The 21,604-nt window shown below is 72.3% G+C and carries 17 protein-coding genes; 1 reads left to right on the top strand and 16 read right to left on the bottom strand.

Features of this window, described 5'->3' with window-relative positions:
- The first annotated feature begins 438 nt into the window (after window positions 1–438).
- A complete protein-coding gene (locus JW613_RS17150) occupies window positions 439–1,098 on the top strand; it encodes a phosphatase PAP2 family protein (RefSeq protein WP_209211680.1) in 660 nt (219 codons plus the stop codon).
- 18 nt (window positions 1,099–1,116) lie between these two features.
- Here JW613_RS17150 and JW613_RS17145 read toward each other — a convergent pair whose 3' ends face one another.
- The 16 genes from JW613_RS17145 to asnB are packed head-to-tail and all read right to left on the bottom strand — an operon-like array spanning window position 1,117 to window position 21,602.
- A complete protein-coding gene (locus JW613_RS17145; RefSeq protein ID WP_209211679.1) occupies window positions 1,117–2,481 on the bottom strand; it encodes a glutamate-1-semialdehyde 2,1-aminomutase in 1,365 nt (454 codons plus the stop codon).
- 6 nt (window positions 2,482–2,487) lie between these two features.
- Window positions 2,488–3,039, bottom strand: a complete 552-nt coding sequence (locus JW613_RS17140; RefSeq protein WP_209211678.1) for a dTDP-4-dehydrorhamnose 3,5-epimerase family protein — start codon at window positions 3,037–3,039, stop codon at window positions 2,488–2,490.
- A complete protein-coding gene (locus JW613_RS17135; protein WP_209211677.1) occupies window positions 3,036–4,295 on the bottom strand; it encodes a polysaccharide pyruvyl transferase family protein in 1,260 nt (419 codons plus the stop codon). Before JW613_RS17135 ends, JW613_RS17140 begins: the two co-directional genes overlap by 4 nt.
- Window positions 4,292–5,239, bottom strand: a complete 948-nt coding sequence (locus JW613_RS17130) for a glycosyltransferase family 2 protein (RefSeq protein WP_209211676.1) — start codon at window positions 5,237–5,239, stop codon at window positions 4,292–4,294. Before JW613_RS17130 ends, JW613_RS17135 begins: the two co-directional genes overlap by 4 nt.
- Window positions 5,236–6,543, bottom strand: coding sequence for an MATE family efflux transporter (locus JW613_RS17125; RefSeq protein ID WP_372447952.1), 1,308 nt, complete (start codon window positions 6,541–6,543; stop codon window positions 5,236–5,238). The genes JW613_RS17130 and JW613_RS17125 overlap by 4 nt, the downstream gene beginning before the upstream one ends.
- A complete protein-coding gene (locus JW613_RS17120; protein ID WP_372447951.1) occupies window positions 6,540–7,823 on the bottom strand; it encodes a DUF4910 domain-containing protein in 1,284 nt (427 codons plus the stop codon). Before JW613_RS17120 ends, JW613_RS17125 begins: the two co-directional genes overlap by 4 nt.
- The gene (locus JW613_RS17115; RefSeq protein WP_209211674.1) at window positions 7,811–8,845 is read right to left on the bottom strand and encodes an NAD-dependent epimerase/dehydratase family protein; all 1,035 of its coding nucleotides are present in this window, start codon (window positions 8,843–8,845) and stop codon (window positions 7,811–7,813) included. The genes JW613_RS17120 and JW613_RS17115 overlap by 13 nt, the downstream gene beginning before the upstream one ends.
- 3 nt (window positions 8,846–8,848) lie before the next feature.
- Window positions 8,849–9,496 carry a PIG-L deacetylase family protein gene (locus tag JW613_RS17110; RefSeq protein WP_209211673.1) on the bottom strand — a complete coding sequence of 216 codons (648 nt, stop codon included), beginning with the start codon at window positions 9,494–9,496 and terminating at the stop codon, window positions 8,849–8,851.
- Window positions 9,493–10,299 (bottom strand): sugar phosphate nucleotidyltransferase, encoded by an 807-nt coding sequence (locus JW613_RS17105; protein ID WP_209211672.1) that lies wholly within the window; start codon window positions 10,297–10,299, stop codon window positions 9,493–9,495. Before JW613_RS17105 ends, JW613_RS17110 begins: the two co-directional genes overlap by 4 nt.
- A complete protein-coding gene (locus JW613_RS17100) occupies window positions 10,296–11,540 on the bottom strand; it encodes a class I SAM-dependent methyltransferase (RefSeq protein ID WP_209211671.1) in 1,245 nt (414 codons plus the stop codon). The genes JW613_RS17105 and JW613_RS17100 overlap by 4 nt, the downstream gene beginning before the upstream one ends.
- Complete coding sequence (locus tag JW613_RS17095; protein WP_209211670.1) at window positions 11,537–12,745, bottom strand: glycosyltransferase; 1,209 nt, start codon at window positions 12,743–12,745, stop codon at window positions 11,537–11,539. Before JW613_RS17095 ends, JW613_RS17100 begins: the two co-directional genes overlap by 4 nt.
- A 2-nt stretch (window positions 12,746–12,747) precedes the next feature.
- On the bottom strand, window positions 12,748–13,977 hold the full coding sequence (locus JW613_RS17090; protein ID WP_209211669.1) for an O-antigen ligase domain-containing protein: 1,230 nt from the start codon (window positions 13,975–13,977) through the stop codon (window positions 12,748–12,750).
- A gap of 1 nt (window position 13,978) precedes the next feature.
- Entirely contained in the window at window positions 13,979–15,511 is a 1,533-nt protein-coding gene (locus JW613_RS17085; RefSeq protein ID WP_209211668.1) for a right-handed parallel beta-helix repeat-containing protein, read from the bottom strand.
- The gene (locus tag JW613_RS17080; protein ID WP_209211667.1) at window positions 15,512–17,506 is read right to left on the bottom strand and encodes an alginate lyase family protein; all 1,995 of its coding nucleotides are present in this window, start codon (window positions 17,504–17,506) and stop codon (window positions 15,512–15,514) included. It abuts the gene before it with no gap.
- The gene (locus JW613_RS17075) at window positions 17,503–19,680 is read right to left on the bottom strand and encodes a bi-domain-containing oxidoreductase (RefSeq protein ID WP_209211666.1); all 2,178 of its coding nucleotides are present in this window, start codon (window positions 19,678–19,680) and stop codon (window positions 17,503–17,505) included. The genes JW613_RS17080 and JW613_RS17075 overlap by 4 nt, the downstream gene beginning before the upstream one ends.
- Window positions 19,677–21,602 carry an asparagine synthase (glutamine-hydrolyzing) gene (gene asnB, locus JW613_RS17070; protein WP_209211665.1) on the bottom strand — a complete coding sequence of 642 codons (1,926 nt, stop codon included), beginning with the start codon at window positions 21,600–21,602 and terminating at the stop codon, window positions 19,677–19,679. Before asnB ends, JW613_RS17075 begins: the two co-directional genes overlap by 4 nt.
- Between the last annotated feature and the right edge of the window lie 2 nt (window positions 21,603–21,604).

The following is a 21,604-nucleotide window of genomic DNA, read 5'->3' as shown; positions in this document are numbered from 1 at the left end:
TCGGGTCTGCACGTTGCCGACTGTATCCACGACACTGAGAAATGACAGCTCGGACGCGGATTCGGCAATGGCGCTGCACCTGTCCCGCCGGTCAGCGGGGGCAGGTAGTCGTGCCGAGAAAGAGCGGCACAGCAATGTGCTCGTTGGCAATGCCCTTCATGCGCGGGGCGATTATGGTCCCTGGAGGGTGGGTCGGACACGACGGGAGGGGCTCGCGTTGCTCGGTCCAGCCGCACAGCCCGTACCGGTCGGCGGTATCCGCCATGCCGGGCACCAGTGCCCGGAACGCCATGCCCTGGGTGCGCCCACCGGGCTTGCGCTCCCCCGCCTTGCACTCCCCCGGCGCCGGCGGGGCTGCGGCGCAACCACGCGATGCCCGCTACCGCGCGCGACCGACCAGGAGGGCATCGCCGCAGATCGACCGGGCCCGGTGGGTGTGTGACCGGTCGGTCGGCGGCCGCGGTGCTGCCCCCGTCGCTGCGCACCTGGCTCGGCGCGCTCGCGGCCCTCGCCGGGCTGGTGGTTGCCGTGCTCGGGGTCCTGTACGCCGGGCAGGGTCGGCCCGGCACGGTGGACGAGCGGGTCTGGGCGGCGGTGGACGGTGTGGCGCCGATATGGCGGCACACCGCGCTGGCCACGGACTTCCTGGGGGAGCCCGCCGGAGCGGCGGCGCTCGTCGTGGCCGCCGGGACGGGGTGTCTGCTGCTTCGGCTTCCTCGCGCCGCGGTACTCATCGTGGTCGGCACCGGTCTGAGCGTCGGCACGACGACGCTGCTCAAGCACCTGGTGGGGCGCACCATCCACGGCGACGGCAACCTGTCCTACCCGAGCGGGCACACCGCCTTCCTCACCGCGCTCGCCCTCGCGGTGGCGCTGCCGGCGACCGGACGGCTCGGTCTCGGCAGGACGGCCGGGACGTCACTCGTGCTCGCCGCCGCGCTGGTTGCCGGCGGCGCCATGGGATGGGCGCAGGTCGCCCTGGGCGCGCACTATCCGACCGACGCCCTCGGCGGCTGGTGCACCGCGCTGGCGGTGGTACCGGCAACCGCGTGGCTGGTCGACCGGGCGGCCGAAGCCTGGTGGCGCGACCGTCGCTGAGGCCGCCGCACCTCACGCTCACGCCGAGCGGCGGAAGACGGGCTTCACCGGCCGCCCGGCCAGCCAGGGGGTGGGGTCGGCGGCGTCAAGTGCCTTCCGGTAGACCGCACATGCCTGGGCCACCGCCTCGACGGTGTGGTCGATGTCGGCGTCGCTGAGCGCACTGCTCACCACGAACGAAGGGGCCAGCACTCCGCCCGCGAGGAGTTGGCGCAGAAACAGGGTGCGGTACCGCTGCGACGGCTGCCGGTTCTCGTCGAGTGTGGCGAAGACCAGGTTGCTGGCCCGGCCCCGGACGACGAGGTGGTCGCCGACGCCCGTACCGGCCGCGGCGTCGCGGACACCGGCGGCCAACCGCTCGCCGAGTGCGTGCAGCCGCGCGGTGACCCCCTCGGTGACGTAGGTGGTCTGCACGGCCATCGCGGCGGCCAGCGAGTGCGTCTCCGCGCCGTGGGTGGTGGACAGCAGGAACACCCGGTCTCCGGAGTGACGCAGCCCGCCCCGCTCCATCAGGTCGCGGCGCCCGGCCAGCGCGGAGACGGCGAATCCGTTGCCCAGCGCCTTGCCGAAGGTGGAGAGGTCGGGGACGACGCCGTAGAGGCCCTGGGCGCCCGCTTCGGACCAGCGGAAGCCGGTGATCATCTCATCGAAGATCAGTACACAGCCGTACCGGTCGGCCAGCTCGCGCAGGCCGGCGAGGTATCCGGGCGTGGGGTCTTCCCTGCCGGAACCGAGTTGCAAGCCGGGGGAAGGCTCGGTGTGGGTGGCCGGTTCGAGGATCAGGCAGGCGACCTCGTCCTGGTGGCGCTTCAGCAGTTGCTCCGTGGCGGCCAGGTCCCCGTAGGGGAACGCCACGGTGAGGTCGGTGGTCGCCGCCGGAACTCCGGCGGACATCGGTGTGGTGCCGATGAACCAGTCGTCGACGGAGAAGAACGGGTGGTCGGCGCAGACGGCCACCCGCGGGCGCCCGGTGGCGGCGCGGGCGAGGCGCACCGCGGCGGTGGTGGCGTCGGAGCCGTTCTTCGCGAACTTGACCATCTCGGCGGTCGGCACCGTGGCCAGGAAGCGTTCCGCGGCTTCGACCTCCACGATGGACGGCCGCACGAAGTTGCTGCCGCGGTCGAGTTCCCGCCGCACCGCCTCGATCACCCGTGGGTGGGCGTGGCCGAGGCTGACCGACCGCAGGCCGGAGCCGTACTCGATGTAGCGGTTGCCGTCGATGTCCCACACGTGGGCACCCCGGCCGTGGCTGATGACCGGGGCCAGGTGCTCGGGGTACTGGTCGTCGCCCTTGGCGTAGGTGTGGGCGCCCCCGGGGATCATGGTGTGCAGTCGCTCGTTCGCCTGCCGCGACCTGGGCAGCCGGAACTTCTCGGTGTCCACACCGACTCACCTCTCCTTCTGCTGCAGGGCCTCGGCGAGGCGCGGCGCCTCCCGGTCGCGCTGGGACATCGAGGAGACCGGCAGCGGCCAGGGGATCGCCAGCTCCGGGTCGTCGTGGGCGATCGTCACGTCCTCGGCCGGATCGTGCGGGCGGTCGATCCGGTAGGAGATGTCGGCGGTCTCGGTCAGCGCCTGGAAGCCGTGCGCGCACCCCGCCGGGATGTACAGGGTCACCTGCGTCTCGCCGGACAGTTCGAAGAAGGCCCGGTTGCGGTAGGTCGGCGAGCCCGACCGCAGATCCACGACGACGTCGAAGATGCTCCCGTACGAACACCGCACCAGCTTGGCCTCGCCGACCCCCGAGCGCAGATGCAGGCCCCGCAGCACACCCCGGACCGAGCGGGAGAGGCTGTCCTGCACGAAGGCGCCCGGATCGAGGCCCACCGAGCGGACCACGTCGGCGTCGAAGGTGCGGCAGAAGAAGCCGCGCTCGTCGGCGTACGGCGCCGGCTCGAACAGGTACGCGCCCGCGATCTGTGGGACTTCGATCGCTTTCATGGGGCCTCCCGATACGCGTGGGCGTGGGCGTGACCGGCCGCCGGGGCCGCCGGGAAGACAGCCGCTGTCAGGGCGGCGAACTGGTGGGCGAGTTGGCGGGTGGCGACCCGGTTCTGCTCGGCGAGGGTCTGCCGCAGCTGGGCCGAGCTGCGCTCCAGCGCCCGGAACTGTCGCAGCAGCCGGTCGGCGTCGACCTCGCGGGCCGGGTGGCAGTACGCGCCCAGCCCCATCCGGGCCATGAGCGCGTCGCTCTTGGCCGCGTAGCTGAGGGCGAGCGTCGGGGTGCCGGCCTTCAGCGCGCAGATCAGGTTGTGGTACCGGGTCGCCACCACGGCGTCGGCGGCCGCCGCCTCCGTCATCAGGTCGGCCAGCGAGTCCGCCTCGGCGGCGGTGACCAGCGGTGAGTCCACCGCGTCGAGGATCGCGGCGGCCACCGGCCGGTCCACCTCGTCGCCGGTCAGCAGCCGGACCGGCCTGCCGTCCTCGACCAGCGCGCGGACGAACCGGGTCGTCCCGTCGAGGTAGCGCCGGTGGATCTCCTCGGCCCGGGCGCGGTCGTCGTTGCCGCCGTGGAAGGCCATGACGCCGACGCAGACCGGGCCCGGCGGGCTCGGAACGGGCCCCGGGGGCGCGCTCGTCCGCGGTGCCGGCAGGGCGAACGCGAGGTCCGGGTGCACCTCGTCGCGCGCGGTGTCCACGCCCATTCGCCGCATCGCGTCGCGGGAGAGTGCGTCCCGGTACGACCGGTACGCGGCCAGCCGCGCCGACCAGCGCACCAGGACCCTGGTCGGCCGGTCGCGGATCGCGTCGGCGCCGACACCGACCAGCGCGACGCGGGTGCCGAACAGCCGGCCGCTCGCGCAGAGCAGGAACAGCGAGTACGGGAAGCCCCACGGCCGCAGCGGCAGCGTGGCCTCCAGGACGCCCATGCCGGGCACGATCACCACCTCGTGCCGGCGCACCCAGGCGGCGGTGCGGACGGCGTCGACGAGCTTGCCCAGGCCCTTTCCCGCCATCGCGCCCGCACGTGACGCGGTCCGGTACTCCCCGCGGTACCAGTGCAACCGCGTCGCGGGGATCCGGTACCGCCTCTCGACGACCTCGGGTCCGCCGCACAGCGCGTCCACGACCGCCTTCGGGTGCTCGGCGCCGAGGTACCCGAGCAGGGCCTCGAACGACCCGTCGTTGCCCAGGTTGCCGGAGCCGAGCAGTCCGAACACCCCGACGCGCACCGGGTTTCCCTCCGTGGTCGTCACGCCTGCCTCCCCTCACGTCCGGCGACCAGGGCGTCGACGGAGACGGTGAGCCCGGCCGGGTCGGCCGGGGCGCGGTCCTCGACCCGCTCTCCGGCACCCGGCCGGGCCCGGCTGGCCGCCCACGCGGCCAGGTGGCGGTAGCAGGCACGCCGGTCGGCCGGGGACAACGGCGCCCGCCGGATCGCCGAGACGAAGCCCCGGACGTACTCGGCGAGCAGCCGGGGCGTCGGGTGCAGCGGGCCCGCCCGACGCGGGTCCAGATTGACGCACCGGGAGCGCTTGGAAGGGTTCGCGCGCTCGGCGCGGGTGGGGTGGTCGCGGCGGAAGTACAGCAGCTCCGGCACCTGGTGGAAGGGTCCGTGCAGGGCGATCTCGGCGACGAACGTGCGGTCCGCGTGGTGGTAGCTGTCGTGCGGCTTGACCCGGCGCAGCACGTCGGCCCGCATCACCCCGTAGAAGTCGTCGCCACCGGGCTCGAACAGCAGACTGCGGAAGCGCTCGGGCGCGTGCGGCGAGTCGGTGGCCAGCGTGTACTCGTACGGGACCTTCACCCGGCCGTCGCCGTCGATGACCGCCTGGCCGGTGTGCGCGAGGATCACATCGGGGCGCTCGTCCAGCGCCGCCACGCAGCGTCGCAGCAGGTCCCTCGCGTACAGGTCGTCGTGCGAGGCCCACTTGAACAGTTCGCCGCGGCACTCGGCGAACACATGGTTGTGGTTCGGCGCGGCGCCGATGTTCCGGGGCAGCCTCAGATAGCGGATGCGCGAGTCCCGCGCGGCGTACTTGCGGCAGATGTCCTGGGTGCCGTCGGTCGAGGCGTTGTCGGAGACGACCAGTTCGAAGTCCTCGTAGGTCTGGCCGAGCAGGGCGTCCAGCGACTCGGCGAGGTACTCCTCACCGTTGTACACGGGCAGGCCGATGCTCAACCGGGGGCGGTCGGTCATGTGGTCCTCACTTCGGGGACGGAATCTTGACGGTGCCGGCGCAGCGCGGACCGCAGATGCAGCCACCACACGGCCGAGCCGCAGACGGTCGCGGCGGCGACGCCCCAGGCCGAGCCGATCGTGCCGGCCACGGCAGCGCCGCCGAGGCCGCCGCCGACGTAGCAGGTGGAGGCGAACAGCTGGCTGCGCAGGCTGCGCCGGGCCGCGCCGAGTGCGCGCAGCCCGGCCGCCGCGCCGGTGCCGAGGCCGGCGCCCGCGACGCCGAGCGTGGCCGGCACGATGAGCTCGGAGGCGGAGTGCCAGACGCCGCCGAGCACCAGTTCGCCGGCCCGGTCCGGCATCAGCAGCAGTGCCGTGCCCCAGAGCAGCGCGGCGGCGGCCTGCCCGCCGCCCAGCAGGAGGCAGAACGTGCCCAGCCGGTGCGGGGACCGCCGCAGCACGCGTGCCGCCTCGGCGACGGTGACCAACGACAGCCCCATCAGCACCGCGAGGAACGGGCCGAGCAGGAGTTCGGCGCCCCGCACCACACCCACCGCGCTGACGCCGACGATCGCGCCGAGCCCGTAGGCCCGCAGCTGACCGGCGCCGCTGTTGCTGACGTTCTCGACCAGGTACCGGTAGCCGAGGTCGCGGTGCTCGCGCAGCCACTCGCGCGCTCCGCTCGACCAGGGCCGGATGCCGGACTGGAGGCAGCCGTAGGCCGCGGCCACCGTGGCGGACGCGCCCCAGGCGAGCACGAAAGCAGCCACGCTGCCGACGCGGGCGGCCACCACCATGGCCGGGACGAGCGCGACGCCCCACACGAGGTCGTTGACGAACGCCTTGCGCCCGGTGCCGGCGGCGAAGAACGCGTACCGCCAGGCGTCCTGCAGCAGCAGCCCTGGCAGCATGACGCCGAGGCAGGCGAACGCGGTCCCCACGGGGCCGCCGAGCGCCGAACCGACGACCAGACACACCGCGCCGATGGCGGCACCGACGCCGAGCGCGGTACCCGACGACCGGGCCACGGCCCCGCGCCAGGAGACGTCCGACACGCCGCTGAAGCGCACCACGAGCGGGTCGGTGGCCAGCCCGCGGGAGACGCTGAGCACCACGCCGTAGGTCACCCAGGCCAGGCTGAACGCGCCGAACGCGGCCAGCCCGAGCGAGCGTGCCACATGGATCCCGACCGCGAAGTTGGTCAGGCTGGAGGCCGCCTGGTCGGCCAGTCCCCACGACAGCCGACCGACGATGGCCCGCCGGGCCGATCCGGCCGGTGGCGCCGGGGTCCGCGGATCCACCCCCTCGGTGGCCATCGGCGTCATGCCTTGAGCAGCCCGGCGCCGTGCAGGGCGTCGGCTGCGGCGGCGACGGTGTCGAACGGCAGCCCGGACCGCTCTGCGACGTCCAGCAGGCTGTGCTCGCCGTCGGAGAGGCTGAGCACCCAGAGCATGGCCAACTGGGCCTGCTTGGCGTCGCTGCGGCCACCGAGCGAGTCGTACAGCCCACGCCGGCCCAACTGCGGCTCGCCGTAGGGACTGAGGTTGACGTAGCGCCGGTTGCGGTCCAGTACGGCGCATGCCTCGCGGCAGACGGCGAGGGTGTCCGCCATCGCCTCCGGGGAGACGAAGTCCAGATTGTCCGCCGAGGTGTGGTATTCGGGGTAACCGGCGTACGGGGTCCGGCTGAGCGAGCCCACACCGAGGTCGAACCCGGGCGAGCAGAACTGCCGCTCGTCGTAGCCGTACGGACTGAACTCGGTGACCTGGTGCGGGCGTTCGGAGGCGGTCAGCACATGCCGCAGCACCCGGTCGATCTCCGCGTCCCCGCGCCTGCTCTGCTTGTACGTCAGCCGGCCCGGGTCGCCGGCGCAGGCGAGCACCAGTCCGTGCCTGACCTGATCGAGCCGCTCCGCGTTGCGGGCCAGCCAGGTGATCGCGCCGATGGTGCCGGGCGCGAACAGGAACCGGTAGGTGTAGTACGGCGTCTGCTGTGCCAGCGCCCGGGCCAGGAACGTCGCCACCGCGATGCCCGACAGGTTGTCGTTGGCCAGCGACGGGTGGCAGACGTGGCAGGAGACGATCACCTCGTCGGCGACCTGCCCGGGGACGACGTGCTCGGCGTAGGTGAGGTGGCCGTCGGTGAGTGTGGAGTCGATGCGCACCTCGTACTCGCCGTCCGGCAGCGCGTCCAAGGTCTCCTGCGCCAGACAGAACCCCCAGTCCGGGGTGTAGTAGCTGGTGCGGTACGGCACCCAGGTCGGGTGGTCGGGCAGGGTGTGCAGGTGCGCGCGGAGCTCGGCCAGCGGCATCGTCGCCGACACCGGCACGCTGTAGCCGAGCACGTGCAGGCTGGACGCGGCGAAGTCGACGACCCGGTTGCCAGCGGGGTCGGCGATGTACGCGTCCCGGATGTTCCACTCCTGCGGCACCGTCCAGTCGAGCACCTGCGTCCCGGTCGGCACCTCCTGCACCCGCAGCGGGAGGTATTCGCCGACGATCTCCAAGGTGGCGCGCACCCCGTCCCCCGTGATGCTCCGGCACAGCGGGTACAGCCGTTCCACCAGCGCGTACAGCTGGTCGCCCGGCGCGGTCATCGGCGCCACCGCAGGGTGTCGTCGACGGCTCCGGCGTCGCGCCCCGCGCGCAGCACCGCCAGCCGGGTGAAGCGCTGCTCGAAGTCCTCGCGGGTCAGCCCGTGTTTCCGGTAGGCGTCGGCGAGTTCGAGCGCGCCCTGCCGCACCGTCCACTCGCAGTTGAAACCCGGTATCGCGGCGCGGAACCGGGAGAAGTCCACCCGGTACGACCGCGGATCGGCACCGGTCTCCCCGGTGATCACCACTTTCGCCCCGCAGACCGCCTCGGCGACCTGCTCGGCGATCTCGGCGACCGTGACGTTGTTGGTCTCGCTGCCGATGTTGAAAGCGCGGGCGTGCACCGCTTCCCGTGGCGCCATCAGTGCGGCGGCGAAGGCCCGTGCGATGTCGGCGGCGTGCACCAGCGGGCGCCAGGGGGTGCCGTCGGAGAGCACCAGCACCTCTCCGGCCAACAGCGCGTGGCCCACCAGGTTGTTCAGTACGATGTCGGCGCGCAGCCGGGGTGAGTGGCCGAAGGCGGTGGCGTTGCGCATGAACACCGGGCTGAAGTCGCCGTCGGACAGCGCGTGCAGGTCGTCTTCCACCCGCACCTTGGACTCCGCGTACGGCGTCACCGGGCGCAGCGGGGCGTCCTCGCCCACCAGGTCCGCCGGGTCACCGCCGCCGGCGGCGCCGTAGACCGAGCAGGTCGACGCGTACAGGAAGCGCCGCACACCGGCGTCGCGGGCCAGCCGGGCCAGCCGCACGGACGCGTGGTGGTTGATGTCGTAGGTCAGCTCCGGCGCCAGCGAGCCCAGCGGGTCGTTGGACAGCGCGGCGAGGTGGATCACCGCGTCCATCCCGGCCAGATGTTCCGCCGTGACATCGCGCAGATCCACCCGGTGCCCCTGCGGGTCGGCGGGCGACGGGCCCAGGACGCACTCGGCGAACAGTCCGGAGTCCAGTCCGACGACTTCGTGTCCGGCGGCCGTGAGGACCGGGGCCATCACGGTGCCCAGGTAGCCCTGGTGTCCGGTCAGCAGCACGCGCACAGTTCAGTCCCCCAGATCGAGAGTGAGTTTGGTGACGGCGAACGCCTCGGCGTAGCGCGCATGGCATTCGATGCCGCGGATCCGGGCCAGGCCGAGGAAGGCCTCCCGGTCGTACCAGGGCCGGTGCCGCTGCGAGGGGTAGTGCTCCTGCAGCAGCCGCACCTTTTCCTCGGCGAGCTGCGGCGACAGCGGCTGGTACGCGGCCGGACGGCCGAGGTCGCCGTCCCACTTGACGATCTCGTAGCCGAGCACGAGATGGTCGCGGAACGCGGTGGTCATCAGCTTCGCCAGTACGCGGTGGTCCTGGTGCGCGTCCTCGGTGCGCGGGGCCAGCACGAGCTGCGGCTCGGTCCGCTCCCGCAGTTCCTCGACCGCGGCCTTGGCCTCGTCCCAGTGCGCGGGCAGCCGGCCGTCCGGCAGCTTGAGCACGGTCAGTCGCAGGTCGGCGCCCGGGCAGCAGGCGGCGAGCGCGGCCTGCTCCTCCTGCTCCCGCTCGCTGCCGCCGCCGGAGAGCACCAGTGCGTCGACGCGGAGGCCCGGCCGCGCGTGGCACAGCGTCAGCAGGGTGCCGCCGGCGCCGATGGCGATGTCGTCGCAGTGCGCCCCTACCGCGACGATCCGGTCCAGGCGCCCGGCCCCGAGCCGGATCACGCGCTCACCCCCGTGCCCGCCCCCGCGCCGTCCCGTTCCCACACTGCCCACGGGCGCTCGCCCCGGGCGTAGGCGGCGTCGAGCGCGGCCCGCTCCTTGACGGTGTCGGTGGGTTTCCAGAAGCCGCGGTGCTGGTGCGCCACCAGCCGGCCGCGTTTGGCCAGCCGGGCGCATCCGTCAGCGACCAGGTCCCCGTTCTCAGGTATGTGGTCGAAGACCTCCTGACGGAGCACGAAGTAGCCGCCGTTCTCCCACAGCGGCAGTTCGCTCACCGGGGTGATGCCCCCCACCAGCCCGTCCTCGCCCAGGTCCACGCAGTGGAACGAGGACTGCGGTGGCACCACCATCATCGACGCACCGGCGTCGCGCCGGGCGAACCGCTCGATCATCTGCGGCAGCGGGGCGTCGGTGAGCACGTCGGCGTAGTTGGCGAGGAACATCTCGTCGCCGTCGAGATGGTCCCGCACCCGGCGCAGCCGTTCTCCGATCGGCGACTCGATGCCGGTCTGCGCGAACGTGATCGTCCAGTCCGAGATGTCGGTGGACAGCAGCTCGGTCCGCCCGCCTCGCAGCACGAAGTCGTTGGACGTCGTCTCCTCGTAGTTGAGGAAGAAGTCCTTGATGTGGTGGGCCCCGTACCCCAGGCACAGGATGAACTCCGTGTGCCCGTAGTGCGCGTAGTAGCGCATGACATGCCAGATCAGCGGGCGCGGGCCGACCATCGCCATCGGTTTGGGGATGTCGTCGGACGCTCCGTTGCGCATGCGCAGCCCATAACCGCCGCAGAACAGTACGACCTTCATGGTGTGACCTCGACGATGTTCAGTTCCGGAACGGGGAAGACCAGCCGGCCGCCCCAGGCGTGTACGAAGGACAGCTGCTCGACCAGCTCGGTCCGCAGGTTCCAGGGGAGGACGAGCACATGGTCCGGTCTGTCGGCGGCTATCTGTTCGGGCGGCAGGATCGGGATGCGGGTGCCGGGGGTGAACCTGCCGTGCTTGTAGGGGTTGCGGTCGACCGTGTACGGGAGCAGATCGGGCCGGATACCGCAGTGGTTGAGCAGGGTGTTGCCCTTTCCAGGGGCGCCGTAGCCGACGACCGTCTCGCCGCGCTCGGCCGCCTCGATGAGGAACCGCAGCAGGTCCCGGCGCACCTTGGCCACCCGTGCTGAGAACTCGGTGTACCCGGACAGCTCCTGCAGCCCGGCGGCCTTCTCCCGCTCCAGCACTTCGGCCACTTGGCGACCCGGCTCGCCGGCCGTCTCGGTGGGCCGGGCCCACAGCCGGAGGGAGCCGCCGTGTGTGGGCAGCAGCTCGACGTCCACGAGCGCGAGTCCGCCACTGGCCAGCGCGCGGATCGCGGACGCGACCGTGTAGTACTGGAAGTGCTCGTGGTAGATCGTGTCGTACTGGTTCTGCTCGATCAGGGTCAGCAGATGCTGCACCTCGATGGAGACCCAGCCGTCGTCGGCGACCAGGGCGCGCAGCCCCCGGGTGAACCCGACCACGTCGGGGATGTGCGCGTACACGTTGTTGGCCACGACCAGGTCCGCCGGGCCGTGCTCGGCGCGGACGGCCGCGCCGGTGTCCGGGTCCAGGAACGCGGTGAGCGTGGGCACACCCGCCTCCCGTGCCGCGGCGCCGACGTTCACCGACGGCTCGATACCGAGGCAGCGGATCCGACGCTCCACCATGTGCCGGAGCAGATACCCGTCGTTGCTGGCGACCTCGACCACGAAGGCTTCCTTCGCCCCGGGGCCGAGACCCAGCCGCTGGACGGCGTCGGCGACGAACGTGCGCGCGTGCTCCACCCAGGAGGTCGAGTACGAGGAGAAGTACGCGTACTCCTTGAACGTCTCCTCCGGAGTGATCAGCGGAGGGATCTGCGCGAGCCAGCAGTCGGTGCAGACCCGCAGGTGCAGCGGGTACGCCGGCTCCGGCTCGTCCAATCGGTCCGCGGCCAGAAAGCTCTCACACGGTGGCATCGCCCCCAGGTCGACGACGCTCGCCATCGCTTCCGAGCCGCAGAGTCGGCATCGTGTCATCTACTGCCCCCCATTGCTTCCGTCCGACCCGCGATCGCGGTGCGGTACTCCTCCACCAGGCGCTCCAGCCCGACAGCCGGGCTGAAGCCCTGCTCGTAGCGGCGCCGGGCCGCCCGGCCCATCTCCCGGCCCAGGGCCGGCTCGGCCGTGATCCGACGCAGGCAGGAGGCGAGCGAGGCGGGCTCGCCTGGCTGGTGCAGCAGCCCGGTCACCCCCTCCTCGACGAGTTCGACGAAGGCGCCGTGACCGGAGGCGATCGCCGGGACCCCCGCCGCCATCGCCTCCACGACCACCAGGCCGAACGCCTCCAGCCACGTCGAGGGAGCCACCACGGCGACCGACCGCGCGATGGCCTGCCGGCACTCCGCGGGGTCGTACAGGCCGACGTACCGCACGTCGTCCCGCCCCGCCGCCCAGGCAGTCACCTCTGCCTCCAGCGGGCCCGCGCCGGCGATCACGAGCGGCACGCCCACCCCGCCGTCCGCGGCGATGTCGTCCCACGCGGCCATGAGCAGCCGCACGCCCTTGGCCTGAGCGAGCCGGCCGAGGAAGAGCAGTTGCTCGCCGGCGCCCGCTCGGCAGCCGTCCGGGTCGGGCACGAAGTTGTGCTTGACCGCCAGCCGCTCGGGCGGCATACCGGCCCGCACCAGGACGTCACGCTGCGCCGCGGAGATGCACAAGAACCGCTCCACACCGGACCACCAGCGCCGCCGGTTGGCCGACAGGCTGACCGCGAGGGGCACCGTCGCCAGCCGGGAGTTCCGGTAGCAGCCGTGCCGGACGGCGGGCAGCGGCGCCGACCCGACGCACTCGGTGCACGGCCGACCGTCCCGCTGCAGCGTGCCGGGCGGGCAGACCTGGGTGTAGTTGTGCAGTGTGGCGACGGCGGGCACACCGGCGTCGGCGCAGGCTGCCAGCACCGCGGGCGACAGGAGCGGGAAGACGTTGTGGATGTGCACCACGTCCGGGCGTGAGGTACGAAGCCGGGCGGCGAGCTCCGCGCGGACCGCCGGGTTCCACGGCACCAGCAGCGGCACCGCGGCCTTGCCCAGCAGGGACCGGGCTGCGATGTCGTCGCTGCGCCGCTCGAACACCTCGACCCGGTGGCCGGCCGCGCGCAGCAGCTCCACCTCCTGGTCGACGACCTTGTTCTCCCCGCTCGGCTGCGCCGAGGCGTAGCGGTTGTGCACCACGAGGACGTGCATGCTCAAGTCACCTCCGGATCCCGGGCCCAGCGCGGGACACGTCGTCGAGGGGCCGCGGGCGTCGAGAGGGGCGTGGCCGCCGCAGGTGCCGCCAGAAGCGAGGCGGCGACGGTCAAATGCAGCAGATACGGTGAGGCGTCGCCCAGCCCGGCCTCGGTGTACGACGCGACCGCGCAGTAGCTGATCAGGAAGATCGCGCAGGCTCTCGACAGCGACGGTGGCCGCAGCAGCGCCACCCCGCCCAGCACGATGACGACGGCCGCCACCAGGGCGACGCCGGTCAGGCCCTGCTCGTGATAGACGGCGAGCCAGCTGTTGTCGATCGGCAGCCCGTCGAACGACTTGTCGCCCAGCCCCGTACCGAACAACTTCTCCATGCTCGTCCGGGGCGCTGCCAGCAGGGCGTCCCAGACCTTGGCCCGGCCGGTGAGGCTGGTGAAGTTCTCCTGGCTCTGTCCGCGCAGGAACCACGCCCGCAGCGCGGAGCCGAACCCCACCGCGGCCACCGCGGCGCACAGCACGGTCCAGGTGAACACGCGGCGGGCGGCGGCGCTGGTCAAAACGAGCGAGCCGATCGCCAACGCCAGCCCGATGAGCAGGCCGAGCGTGGCCGTGCGGGTGTGGGTCAGCGCGAGCAGCAGGAGTGACGGCACGATGACCACCGCCGCACTCGCCCGGTCGGTACGGCGACCCAGTACGAGCAGTACGGTGAGCCCGATGATCACCGCGGCGTACTGTCCGATCTGCGGCGGGGTGAGCGGCCACAACGCGCCGACCAGCCGTCCGCCGTAGAGCTCGGGCAGGGCCGCGCCCGGTGAGACGACCAGGCCCGCGGCGACCGACCCGAGGACCGCGAAGTACATCCGGATGTGGTGCCTGACGAACGTCGTGCTGCCGTCCCACCAGCGGCTGAGCAGCCACAGCGTGCCGACGAAGACAGCCAGCCGGGCGCAGCGGAACAGCGCGCCGAGCCCGGGCTCCGGGTGGACGCTGGAGATCACGCTCGGCACCAGCAGCAGGGTGAGCAGGAGCAGGAAGGCGCCGGCTCGGATGCGCAGTCGGAGGTTGAGCGCCAGCGCCAGCGCGAACGCGGTGACCAGCGCCCCCATGGTGATCAGTTGGATGAGGGAGCGGGGCAGCGGGACGATGGTCTGGGCCCCGGCGGAGCCGAGCGTGTTGAGGACCAGCAGCCCCCAGACGATCCCGATGGCCTTCGGTGTCTCCCCGCCCATCTCAACCACCGTCCTGTGGCTGGAAGGTGCTGCCCTCGTCCTGCTGGTAGGGCGTGCCCTGCCACTGCCCGGAGTCGAGCACCCGGCTCGGGTCGTGGGCGACGAAGTTCCACGGGCCGAGGTAGACGTTGTCGTGCCAGCGGTTGCGCTGCTTGTGGGTGATCGCCTCGGCGACTCGTTCGCCCTGGTACGGCGACCAGTCCGGATAGGTGCCGTAGTTGGCCAGCACCGCCATCCGGTCGCACTTGACCGTGCACCCGACCACGGAGGTGTCCAGCACGAAGCGGTTGTCGTGGATGTCCACCCGCTGGGTCTTCCACCGGCAGTCGGCGTACAGCGGTGCGGTGGCGATCTGCGGCCGCGCGCAGCGGTCGGCGTCCCGTACCAGCAAGGTGCAGTCCCCGGTGGAGGTGTTGGCCGGGCTGTTGCAGAACCGGTCGGCGTTCTCCCACAGGGTGATCCCGTTCCAGTTGTTCTCCAGCACGTTCCGGTAGATCTCGATCTTGTCCGTGCGGGCTCGGATCCGCGGTTCACCGCCGGCCTCGGACAGATAGACGGTCGCGAACGGGAAGTTGTCGTCGCGGTCGGCGTATCTGCGGCCCTCGACCCAGTTGTTCCGCCGGATCGTGTTCTTCCGGATGACCGCGTTGTAGCTGGTCTCATAGATCAGCGCGGCGCCGTCGTTGGCCTCCAGCACGTTGTCCTCGATGCGGAAGTCGTTGTTGTTGGTGTCCGCCCACAATCCGGCTCCGCGGTTGTCGTGCACCCAGTTGCCGCGTACGTCGGCGCCGTCGACGGCCCAGAACTTGACGCCTCCGGTGCAGCCGCAGCCCTTCCGCCGCCGCTCCCAGTCGCCGGTGTTGTTGCCGACGATCTCGTTGCCCTCGACCACCAGGCCGGTGATACGGCCGGACGCCTTGTACGCGTTCATGCCGTACTGCCCGTTGCCGCGCAGGCAGTTGGCGCGGACCCGCTGGCGGGCACCGGCCATCAGCCCGGCGCCGGAGTTGTACTGGATCTTGGCGTGCTCGATCACCCATCCGTCGGCCGAGTCGTGGTTGACCACGCCCTCGTCGTGCGGCGCGACGAAACCCTGCACGGTCAGATGGCGGAGGGTGACGTCGCGGGCGCTGCCTCCGAAGGCGTACTGGTTCTTCTTCCGGCCGTCGAGCACCGCGCCCGGCGCGCCGAGATAGCTGTTCCCCTTCTTCGGCACGACCTGGGCGTGGCGGCCCGGATCCAGCCTGTGCTTGCCCGGCCGAAGCCAGAACGTGGTGTTCGCGGGGTTGCTCCGGGTCTTCGCTGCCAGATCACCCACGACCGCGGGGTCGACCGGCACCGCGCCCGCCGGCGCCTTCGCCGGTCCTGCCGCAGGGTCGGCGCACACCCGGGCCACGGACCGGGCCGGGGACGTGGAGGGCGCGGCGGTCGGCCCGGTCGGGCCGTCCGGCGTGCTCACGCAGCCGGTCGCCGCCAGCAGGGCCAGCGCCGACGCCGCCTCCGGCACCACGCGGTTCCGCCAGTTGATCCCCACTCATCCTCCCTGGCCGCGGAACCCGAGGACGGTGACGAGCTCCCTGGACGGCACGGCGCCGCCGGCCGAGCCGGTGCCGACCAGGGTCGTGGTGGGTTCCTTGCGCCCGAAGCCCGCGGAGTACCAGCCCAGCGGCGGGTCGGTCTCGCCGCGATGCGCCTGCCAGGACAGCTGCTCGGGAAGGTCGAGCACGGCGGAGCGGTCCTCGCCGTCCCGCCTCCAGCGCAGCTGAGCCCGGTTCCCCACCAGGTCCACGGTGATCGCGGGGCCGAGGTGGAACGCCAGGCGCACGGCCCGGCGCGGGCCGTGCGGGCCGCGGATCTCGTCGACCACCCGCAGCTGCTGGGTCGCGGCGGTCAGCTCCACCCGGCGGCGGTGCACGGAGCGCCGGTAACCGTCGTGCTCGGCACACCAGCGGGCCACTCCCCCACCGGAGGCGTCCGCGACCAGCACGCGGCTGCGGGCATGCCGGGTCCACAGGAACGGGCCGCCGGAGACCGACTGGTCCCCGCCGTCCAACTGCAGGGTGTTGTGGCCGAGGGTCGAGCGGAAGTACTGCCGCCACTCGGGCTGCCCGTGGTAGCAGTACGTACCCGGATCGGCGAGCACGTCGACCCCGTCGTGCCGGACCTCCACGGACAGCGCGTCGGCGTGGGCGTGCGCGGCGATGGCCAGGAATCCGTGCGGACCACCGTCGCAGCGGCACCAGATCTCTCCCGGGCCGCGCAGGATGGTGAGCCCCGCGTCGGCGAAGTGGGCCGGTCGGCTCTTCGGGCGGGTGGCGGCCGGTGCGGTGTCACCTTTCGGGTACGGCTGGACGAGCGCGGCCAGCAGCGGGGTGCGCACATCGGTGCCGGTCACCGCCGGCCACCAGGCGAGCCGGCCGAAGACGGCCTCCCCGGTGGCCAGCAGCGAAGCCCAGCGATCGGTGCCCGCGCCGTCCACGACCAGACCGTGCCCGTCGTCCGCGTCCCCCTGGCGCGGCGGCCGCAGACGGCTGTCCACGACGGCCGCGAGCGCGTCGGTCATCCGCAGCAGCACCAGCCGGATCGACGCGGGGAGCGGCACACCCGCGGCGTCCGCCTCGGCCACCGCTGCCCAGCCCAGCTCCAGCACGAGCCCGTGGTACTCGGTGGCCAGCTCGCGGTTGAGGCCGGAGGCGAAGGTGTTGCCGCGCAGGTGCCGCTCCAGCGACCGCAGCGCGTCGGCCCGCCAGCGCGCCGAGGAGGGGAACCATGCGAACGCGCAGGCCGCGGCGAACCGCCCGGCGGCCTCGGCGACGATGTGGTTGTTCGCCGAGGAGCCCCGGCTGGGGAAGGCGGCCAGCCAGCGCTGGTGGTGCCAGATCTGGTTCAGTGCCACCGGGTTGTCCTCGAACAGCCCGGCCGCGCCCGGCCAGCCGTCGAGCAGCCGGCGGATCCACACCCAGGACAGCAGCCGGATGCCCAGCTCGATGCCGCTGGTCCAGTGCACGCCCCGCAGCGGGGGGTTGGCCGCCCACCACGAGCGCAGATGCTCGGACACCCGCTCCGCGTACCGCTCGTTCCCGGTGAGCGCGTAGGCGACGGCGAGCTGGGTGAGGTACTGGTGCCGGGACAGCTCCCAGATCTGTTTGATGTCCCCGACCGCTTCCTCGTTCCGGTACGGCACGTCGAAGGCGTGGCCCCACGGGGCCCGGCGCCCGGTCCTCGGGTCGTACCGCCAGTCCGGGTCGGCCACGTCGTCGCGGGCCACCCCGAAGTACTCGGCGTGTCCGTCCATCAGCCGGTCCGCCTCGGCGATGAGCCGTTTCGCGGCGTCCGGTGGCACTGCGGTGAGCGTCCCGGCGGGCAGTGGCGCGGTGAACCGGGCGCCGGTCACGCTCGGGCAGCGCGGCGGTGCCGACCGCCACCGCCGTCTGCGCACCGCGTCGCCCACCCGGCCGCCGACCTCGCGCGGCCCCATCCGGGACAGCCGCCGCAGGTACCAGCCCGGACTTCCCGAGCTCACAGTCATCGCGCCCCCGCCAACGTCACCGGAGCGCCGCCGGCCAGGGCGGTCCGCACGGCGAGAGTGGCCGCCGTGGTGGCGACCAGCGACTGGAGCGGCACCGGCATCGGCCCGCCGGTGCGCACGGCCTTGACGAACGCGGCCAGCTCGGCGTTCTGGCCCTTGTCCCGGGCCTTGGGCAGCCGCGAACTCACCCACCGCCCGCGGCGGCCGTCGTACACGGCGGCCCGGACGAAGTCGTCGAGCCGCAGCGCACGGCCGTCCGCGACCAGGTCCAGCGTCTCCTTGGGGAAGCCGGCCGGGCCGGTCGTGACGTAGCTGACGGTGGCGGTGGACCCGTCCGGATAGCCCAGCACGAGGTGCAGGTCCTCGTTGCCGGGCGTGGCACGCGCGTACACCGATATCGGGTCGGCCCCGAGCAGCCAGCTCACCGTGTCGATGAAGTGCCCGCCCTCGCCGGCGAACCGCGAACCCTCGGTGCCCTGTTGGAGGTACCAGCTGCCGTGCTCCAGCCGGCCCGCGTTGACCAGGTAGCGGACGCTCGCCGGTCCGGTCCGGGCGCCGAACCGCTTTCCTGCCTCCTGCAGCAGCGGCGCGAACCGGCGGTTGAAGCCCACCTGCAGCCGGTCGTTGCCGGACTCCTCGACTGCCGCGAGCACTCCGGCCAGTTCGTCCTCGGTGAGCGCCAACGGCTTCTCCACGAACACCGCCTTTCCGGCCAGCAGTGCCCTTCGGGTCAGTTCGGCGTGCGAGCTGTGCCGGGTGACCACGAACACGGCGTCGATGGAGGGGTCGCCGAGCACGGCGTCCAGATCGGTGGTCGCCCGGCCGAAGCCGAACTTCCGCTGCGCGTTGGCCGCCGACAGCGCCGTCGTGGTGACGACTGCCGACAGCTCCACACCGTCACGCTGTGCCAGGTGCGGCAGCAGCATCGACGTCGCGTAGTTCCCCGCGCCGACGAACGCGAGGCGCACCGGCGTCCTGGCGGGCCGGGCCGGAGTCGGCTTCACCTTCACCGGGGGCACGGCAACCGCCGGGGCTGCCGCCTCCGCCGTCTGTTCGGGATAGCTGAACAGCACAGCCACCGCCTTCAGATCGCCGTCCTTCAGTCGCTGGTACGTCTCGACGGCGTCGTCGAAGGCGGCGATGTGGGAGACCAGGGGATCCACGTCGACGCTGCCCCGTGCCAGGAGATCGAGGAAGCACGCCAGGTTGCGGCGCTCGGTCCAGCGCACATAGCCGATCGGGTAGTCCCGCCCTTCCAGCTCGTACTCCGGGTCGTAGCGGCCGGGGCCGTAGCTGCGGGAGAAGCGGACGTCGAGCTCCTTCTCGTAGTACGCGTTCCACGGCAGGTCCAGGCGGCACTTGCCGATGTCGACGACCCGGCCCCGGTCCCGGCTCATTCGGGCGGCCAGCTCGACGGGCTGGTTGTCGGCGCCGCCGGCGGCCAGGTAGACGTGGTCCACGCCCAGGCCGCCGGTGAGTTCGGCGACGGCGGCCTCCACGGCCGCGGACGAGGGGTCGCCGCAGGCCGCGGCGCCCAGGCGCTCGGCGAGCTCGCAGCGCACCGGGTCGGGATCGACCCCGACGACGCGGACACCCGAGGCGGCCAGCAGCTGCACCACCAACTGCCCGATCAGCCCGAGACCGATGACCAGCGCCACGTCGCCGAGCTGCGGCTCGCCCCGGCGGACGCCCTGCAACGCGATCGACCCGACGGTGCCGAAGGCCGCGTGCCGCGGCGCGAGTCCGTCCGGCACCGGGGTGTAGAGGTTCTCGGGCACCCAGTTCAACTCGGCGTGCAGCGCGTGCTCGTTGCCGGCGCAGGCCACGAAGTCGCCGACCTTCACATCCTCGATCCCGGTGCCGACCTGCTCGACCACCCCGCACAGCGAGTAGCCCAGCGGCGTGTAGGAGTCCAGCTTGCCCATCACCTTGCGGTAGGTGGCGGGCACTCCGTTGGTGGCCACGCTCTGCACGACCTTGGCCACCTGGTCCGGGCGGGAGCGGGCCTTGCCCACCATCGACATGCCGGCCTCGGAGACCTTCATCAGCTCGGTGCCGGTGGAGATCAGCGAGTAGGCGCTGCGGACCAGCACACCGCCCGGCTTGCATCCCGGCACCGGCACATCGAGCAGCGCCAGTTCACCGCTCTTGTAGTTCTGCACTACCTGTTTCACCCGAACTCCCCAGAAGTCGCGCCGCGATACCAGTACTCGAGGGTCAGCACATGCCACAGATGCTTGGAGTAGTCCCGCTGCCCGGCCGCGTCCTCGGCGACGAGCCGCGCCAGCGCGTCGCGGCGCAGGAACCCGGAGCGGACGAGCTCGCCGTCGTTCACCACCTCGCGCACCAGCGGCGCCAGATCCCGGCTCATCCACGCCCGCAGCGGGGCGCTGAACAGCCCCTTGGGCCGGTACACGATCTCCCGGGGCAGGACCGAGGAGGCCGCCTCCTTGAGGACGGCCTTGCCCTGCCGTCCGACGATCTTGCGCTCGCCGGGCACCGCGAACGCCGCCTCGACCACCTCGACGTCCACATAGGGCACCCGCACCTCGGTCGAGGCGGCCATGCTGGAGCGGTCTGTGTACGCGAGGTTCAGGCCCGGCAGGAACATCCGGGCGTCGCCCAGACACATGCGGTTGACGAAGTCGGCAGGATCATCGAGGGCATTGTCCTGATAGATGTCCGCATGCTCGGCCAGCACGTCATCCACCGACCCGGCCAGGTCCGGATCGACCAGGGCGAGCAGCTCGCCCCGGTCGTACATGGTGTAGCTGCGCCGGAACGCGGTCTCCTCCGGCAGCTCGGCGAAGGAGAGGAACCGCTTCGCGAAGCGCACCGACCGGTACCCCCGGCGGGCCGTGGCGACCGGCAGCCGGTCCACGGCCTGGGACAGGCCGCGCCGCAGCGGCCGCGGGATGCGCTGGTAGCGCAGCGCCAGCAGGTTGGCCAGGTGCTTGCGGTACCCGGCGAACAGCTCGTCGGCACCCATCCCCGAGAGCATCACCTTGACCCCGGCCTCCCGGGCGGCCGAGCAGATCAGATACGTGTTGATCGCGGCGGGGTCGCCGATCGGCTCGTCCAGGTGGTACGTCATCCGCGGCAGCAGATCGAGCACGTTCGGAGCGATCTCGATCTCCTTCAGGTCGACGCCGAACTGCTCGGCCACCCGCCGGGCATGGCGCAGATCGTCCGGCATCGCCTCGAACTTGGCGTCCTCGGCACGGAATCCGATGGTGTAGGCGGAGATCCCGGGTTGGTGGCGGGCCGCCAGCGCGGTCAGATAGCTGGAGTCCAGCCCCCCGGACAGGAAGGTCGCCACGGGTACGTCGGAGAGCAGGTGACGCCGGGTCGACTCCTCGACCAGGGCAGCGATGTCCGGCCGCTCGCCGGCCCGGGCCCGCTCCCGGCCCTCGGCGGCGACGTCCTTGAGGTTCCAGAACCGGCCGCGCTCCACCCGGCCGTCGGACCGGCACCGCAGCCAGCTTCCCGGCGGCAGCTTCTCCGCTTCGCGGAACGCGCACCGCGAGTCCGGCACCCAGTAGTACAGCAGTGAGGCCACCAGCGCCGCGTGGTCCACCTGCAGCGACCCGCCGGTCACGGCGGCGAGCGCCTTGAGCTCGGAGGCGAACACCAGGCCCTCGCCGCGCCGGAGCAGGAACAGCGGCTTGATGCCGAGCTGGTCGCGGGCGAGCACCAGTTCACCGGTACGCTCGTCGAAGATCCCGAAGGCGAACATGCCGCGCAGTCGGGGCAGGCAGTCCACGCCCCAGCGCCGCCAGGCCTCCAGCAGCACTTCGGTGTCGGAGGTCCCGCGGAAGCGCACCCCGGCGGCTGCCAGTTCGGCACGCAGCTCGGGCGCGTTGTACAGCTCACCGTTGTACGTCAGGACGAGGCCGCCCGAGGCCATCGGCTGGGCGCCGGTCCCGGACAGGTCGACGACGGCCAGCCGGCGGTGCCCGAGGTGCACTTCGCCGTAGTCGGCGGAGTGGCTGTAGCGGCCCGCACCGTCCGGACCGCGATGGGCGAGGGTGTCGGTGAGCCGGTCGGCCACGACCTTCCCGTCCGGCCATCGGTACGCGCCTGCGATGCCACACATGT

Origin of the sequence: Streptomyces smyrnaeus (assembly GCF_017676345.1) — a bacterium.
In the GTDB taxonomy this organism is placed as follows: domain Bacteria; phylum Actinomycetota; class Actinomycetes; order Streptomycetales; family Streptomycetaceae; genus Streptomyces; species Streptomyces smyrnaeus.
This window is presented reverse-complemented; position numbering and strand designations above follow the sequence as displayed.

Coding starts and splice junctions, on each gene's coding strand:
- JW613_RS17095 (WP_209211670.1), bottom strand. CDS start 12,745: ATGCACGTCCTCGTGGTGCACAACCGCTACGCCTCGGCGCAGCCGAGC.
- JW613_RS17105 (WP_209211672.1), bottom strand. CDS start 10,299: ATGAAGGTCGTACTGTTCTGCGGCGGTTATGGGCTGCGCATGCGCAAC.
- JW613_RS17140 (WP_209211678.1), bottom strand. CDS start 3,039: ATGAAAGCGATCGAAGTCCCACAGATCGCGGGCGCGTACCTGTTCGAG.
- asnB (WP_209211665.1), bottom strand. CDS start 21,602: ATGTGTGGCATCGCAGGCGCGTACCGATGGCCGGACGGGAAGGTCGTG.
- JW613_RS17125 (WP_372447952.1), bottom strand. CDS start 6,543: ATGACGCCGATGGCCACCGAGGGGGTGGATCCGCGGACCCCGGCGCCA.
- JW613_RS17090 (WP_209211669.1), bottom strand. CDS start 13,977: ATGGGCGGGGAGACACCGAAGGCCATCGGGATCGTCTGGGGGCTGCTG.
- JW613_RS17100 (WP_209211671.1), bottom strand. CDS start 11,540: ATGACACGATGCCGACTCTGCGGCTCGGAAGCGATGGCGAGCGTCGTC.
- JW613_RS17130 (WP_209211676.1), bottom strand. CDS start 5,239: ATGACCGACCGCCCCCGGTTGAGCATCGGCCTGCCCGTGTACAACGGT.
- JW613_RS17080 (WP_209211667.1), bottom strand. CDS start 17,506: ATGACTGTGAGCTCGGGAAGTCCGGGCTGGTACCTGCGGCGGCTGTCC.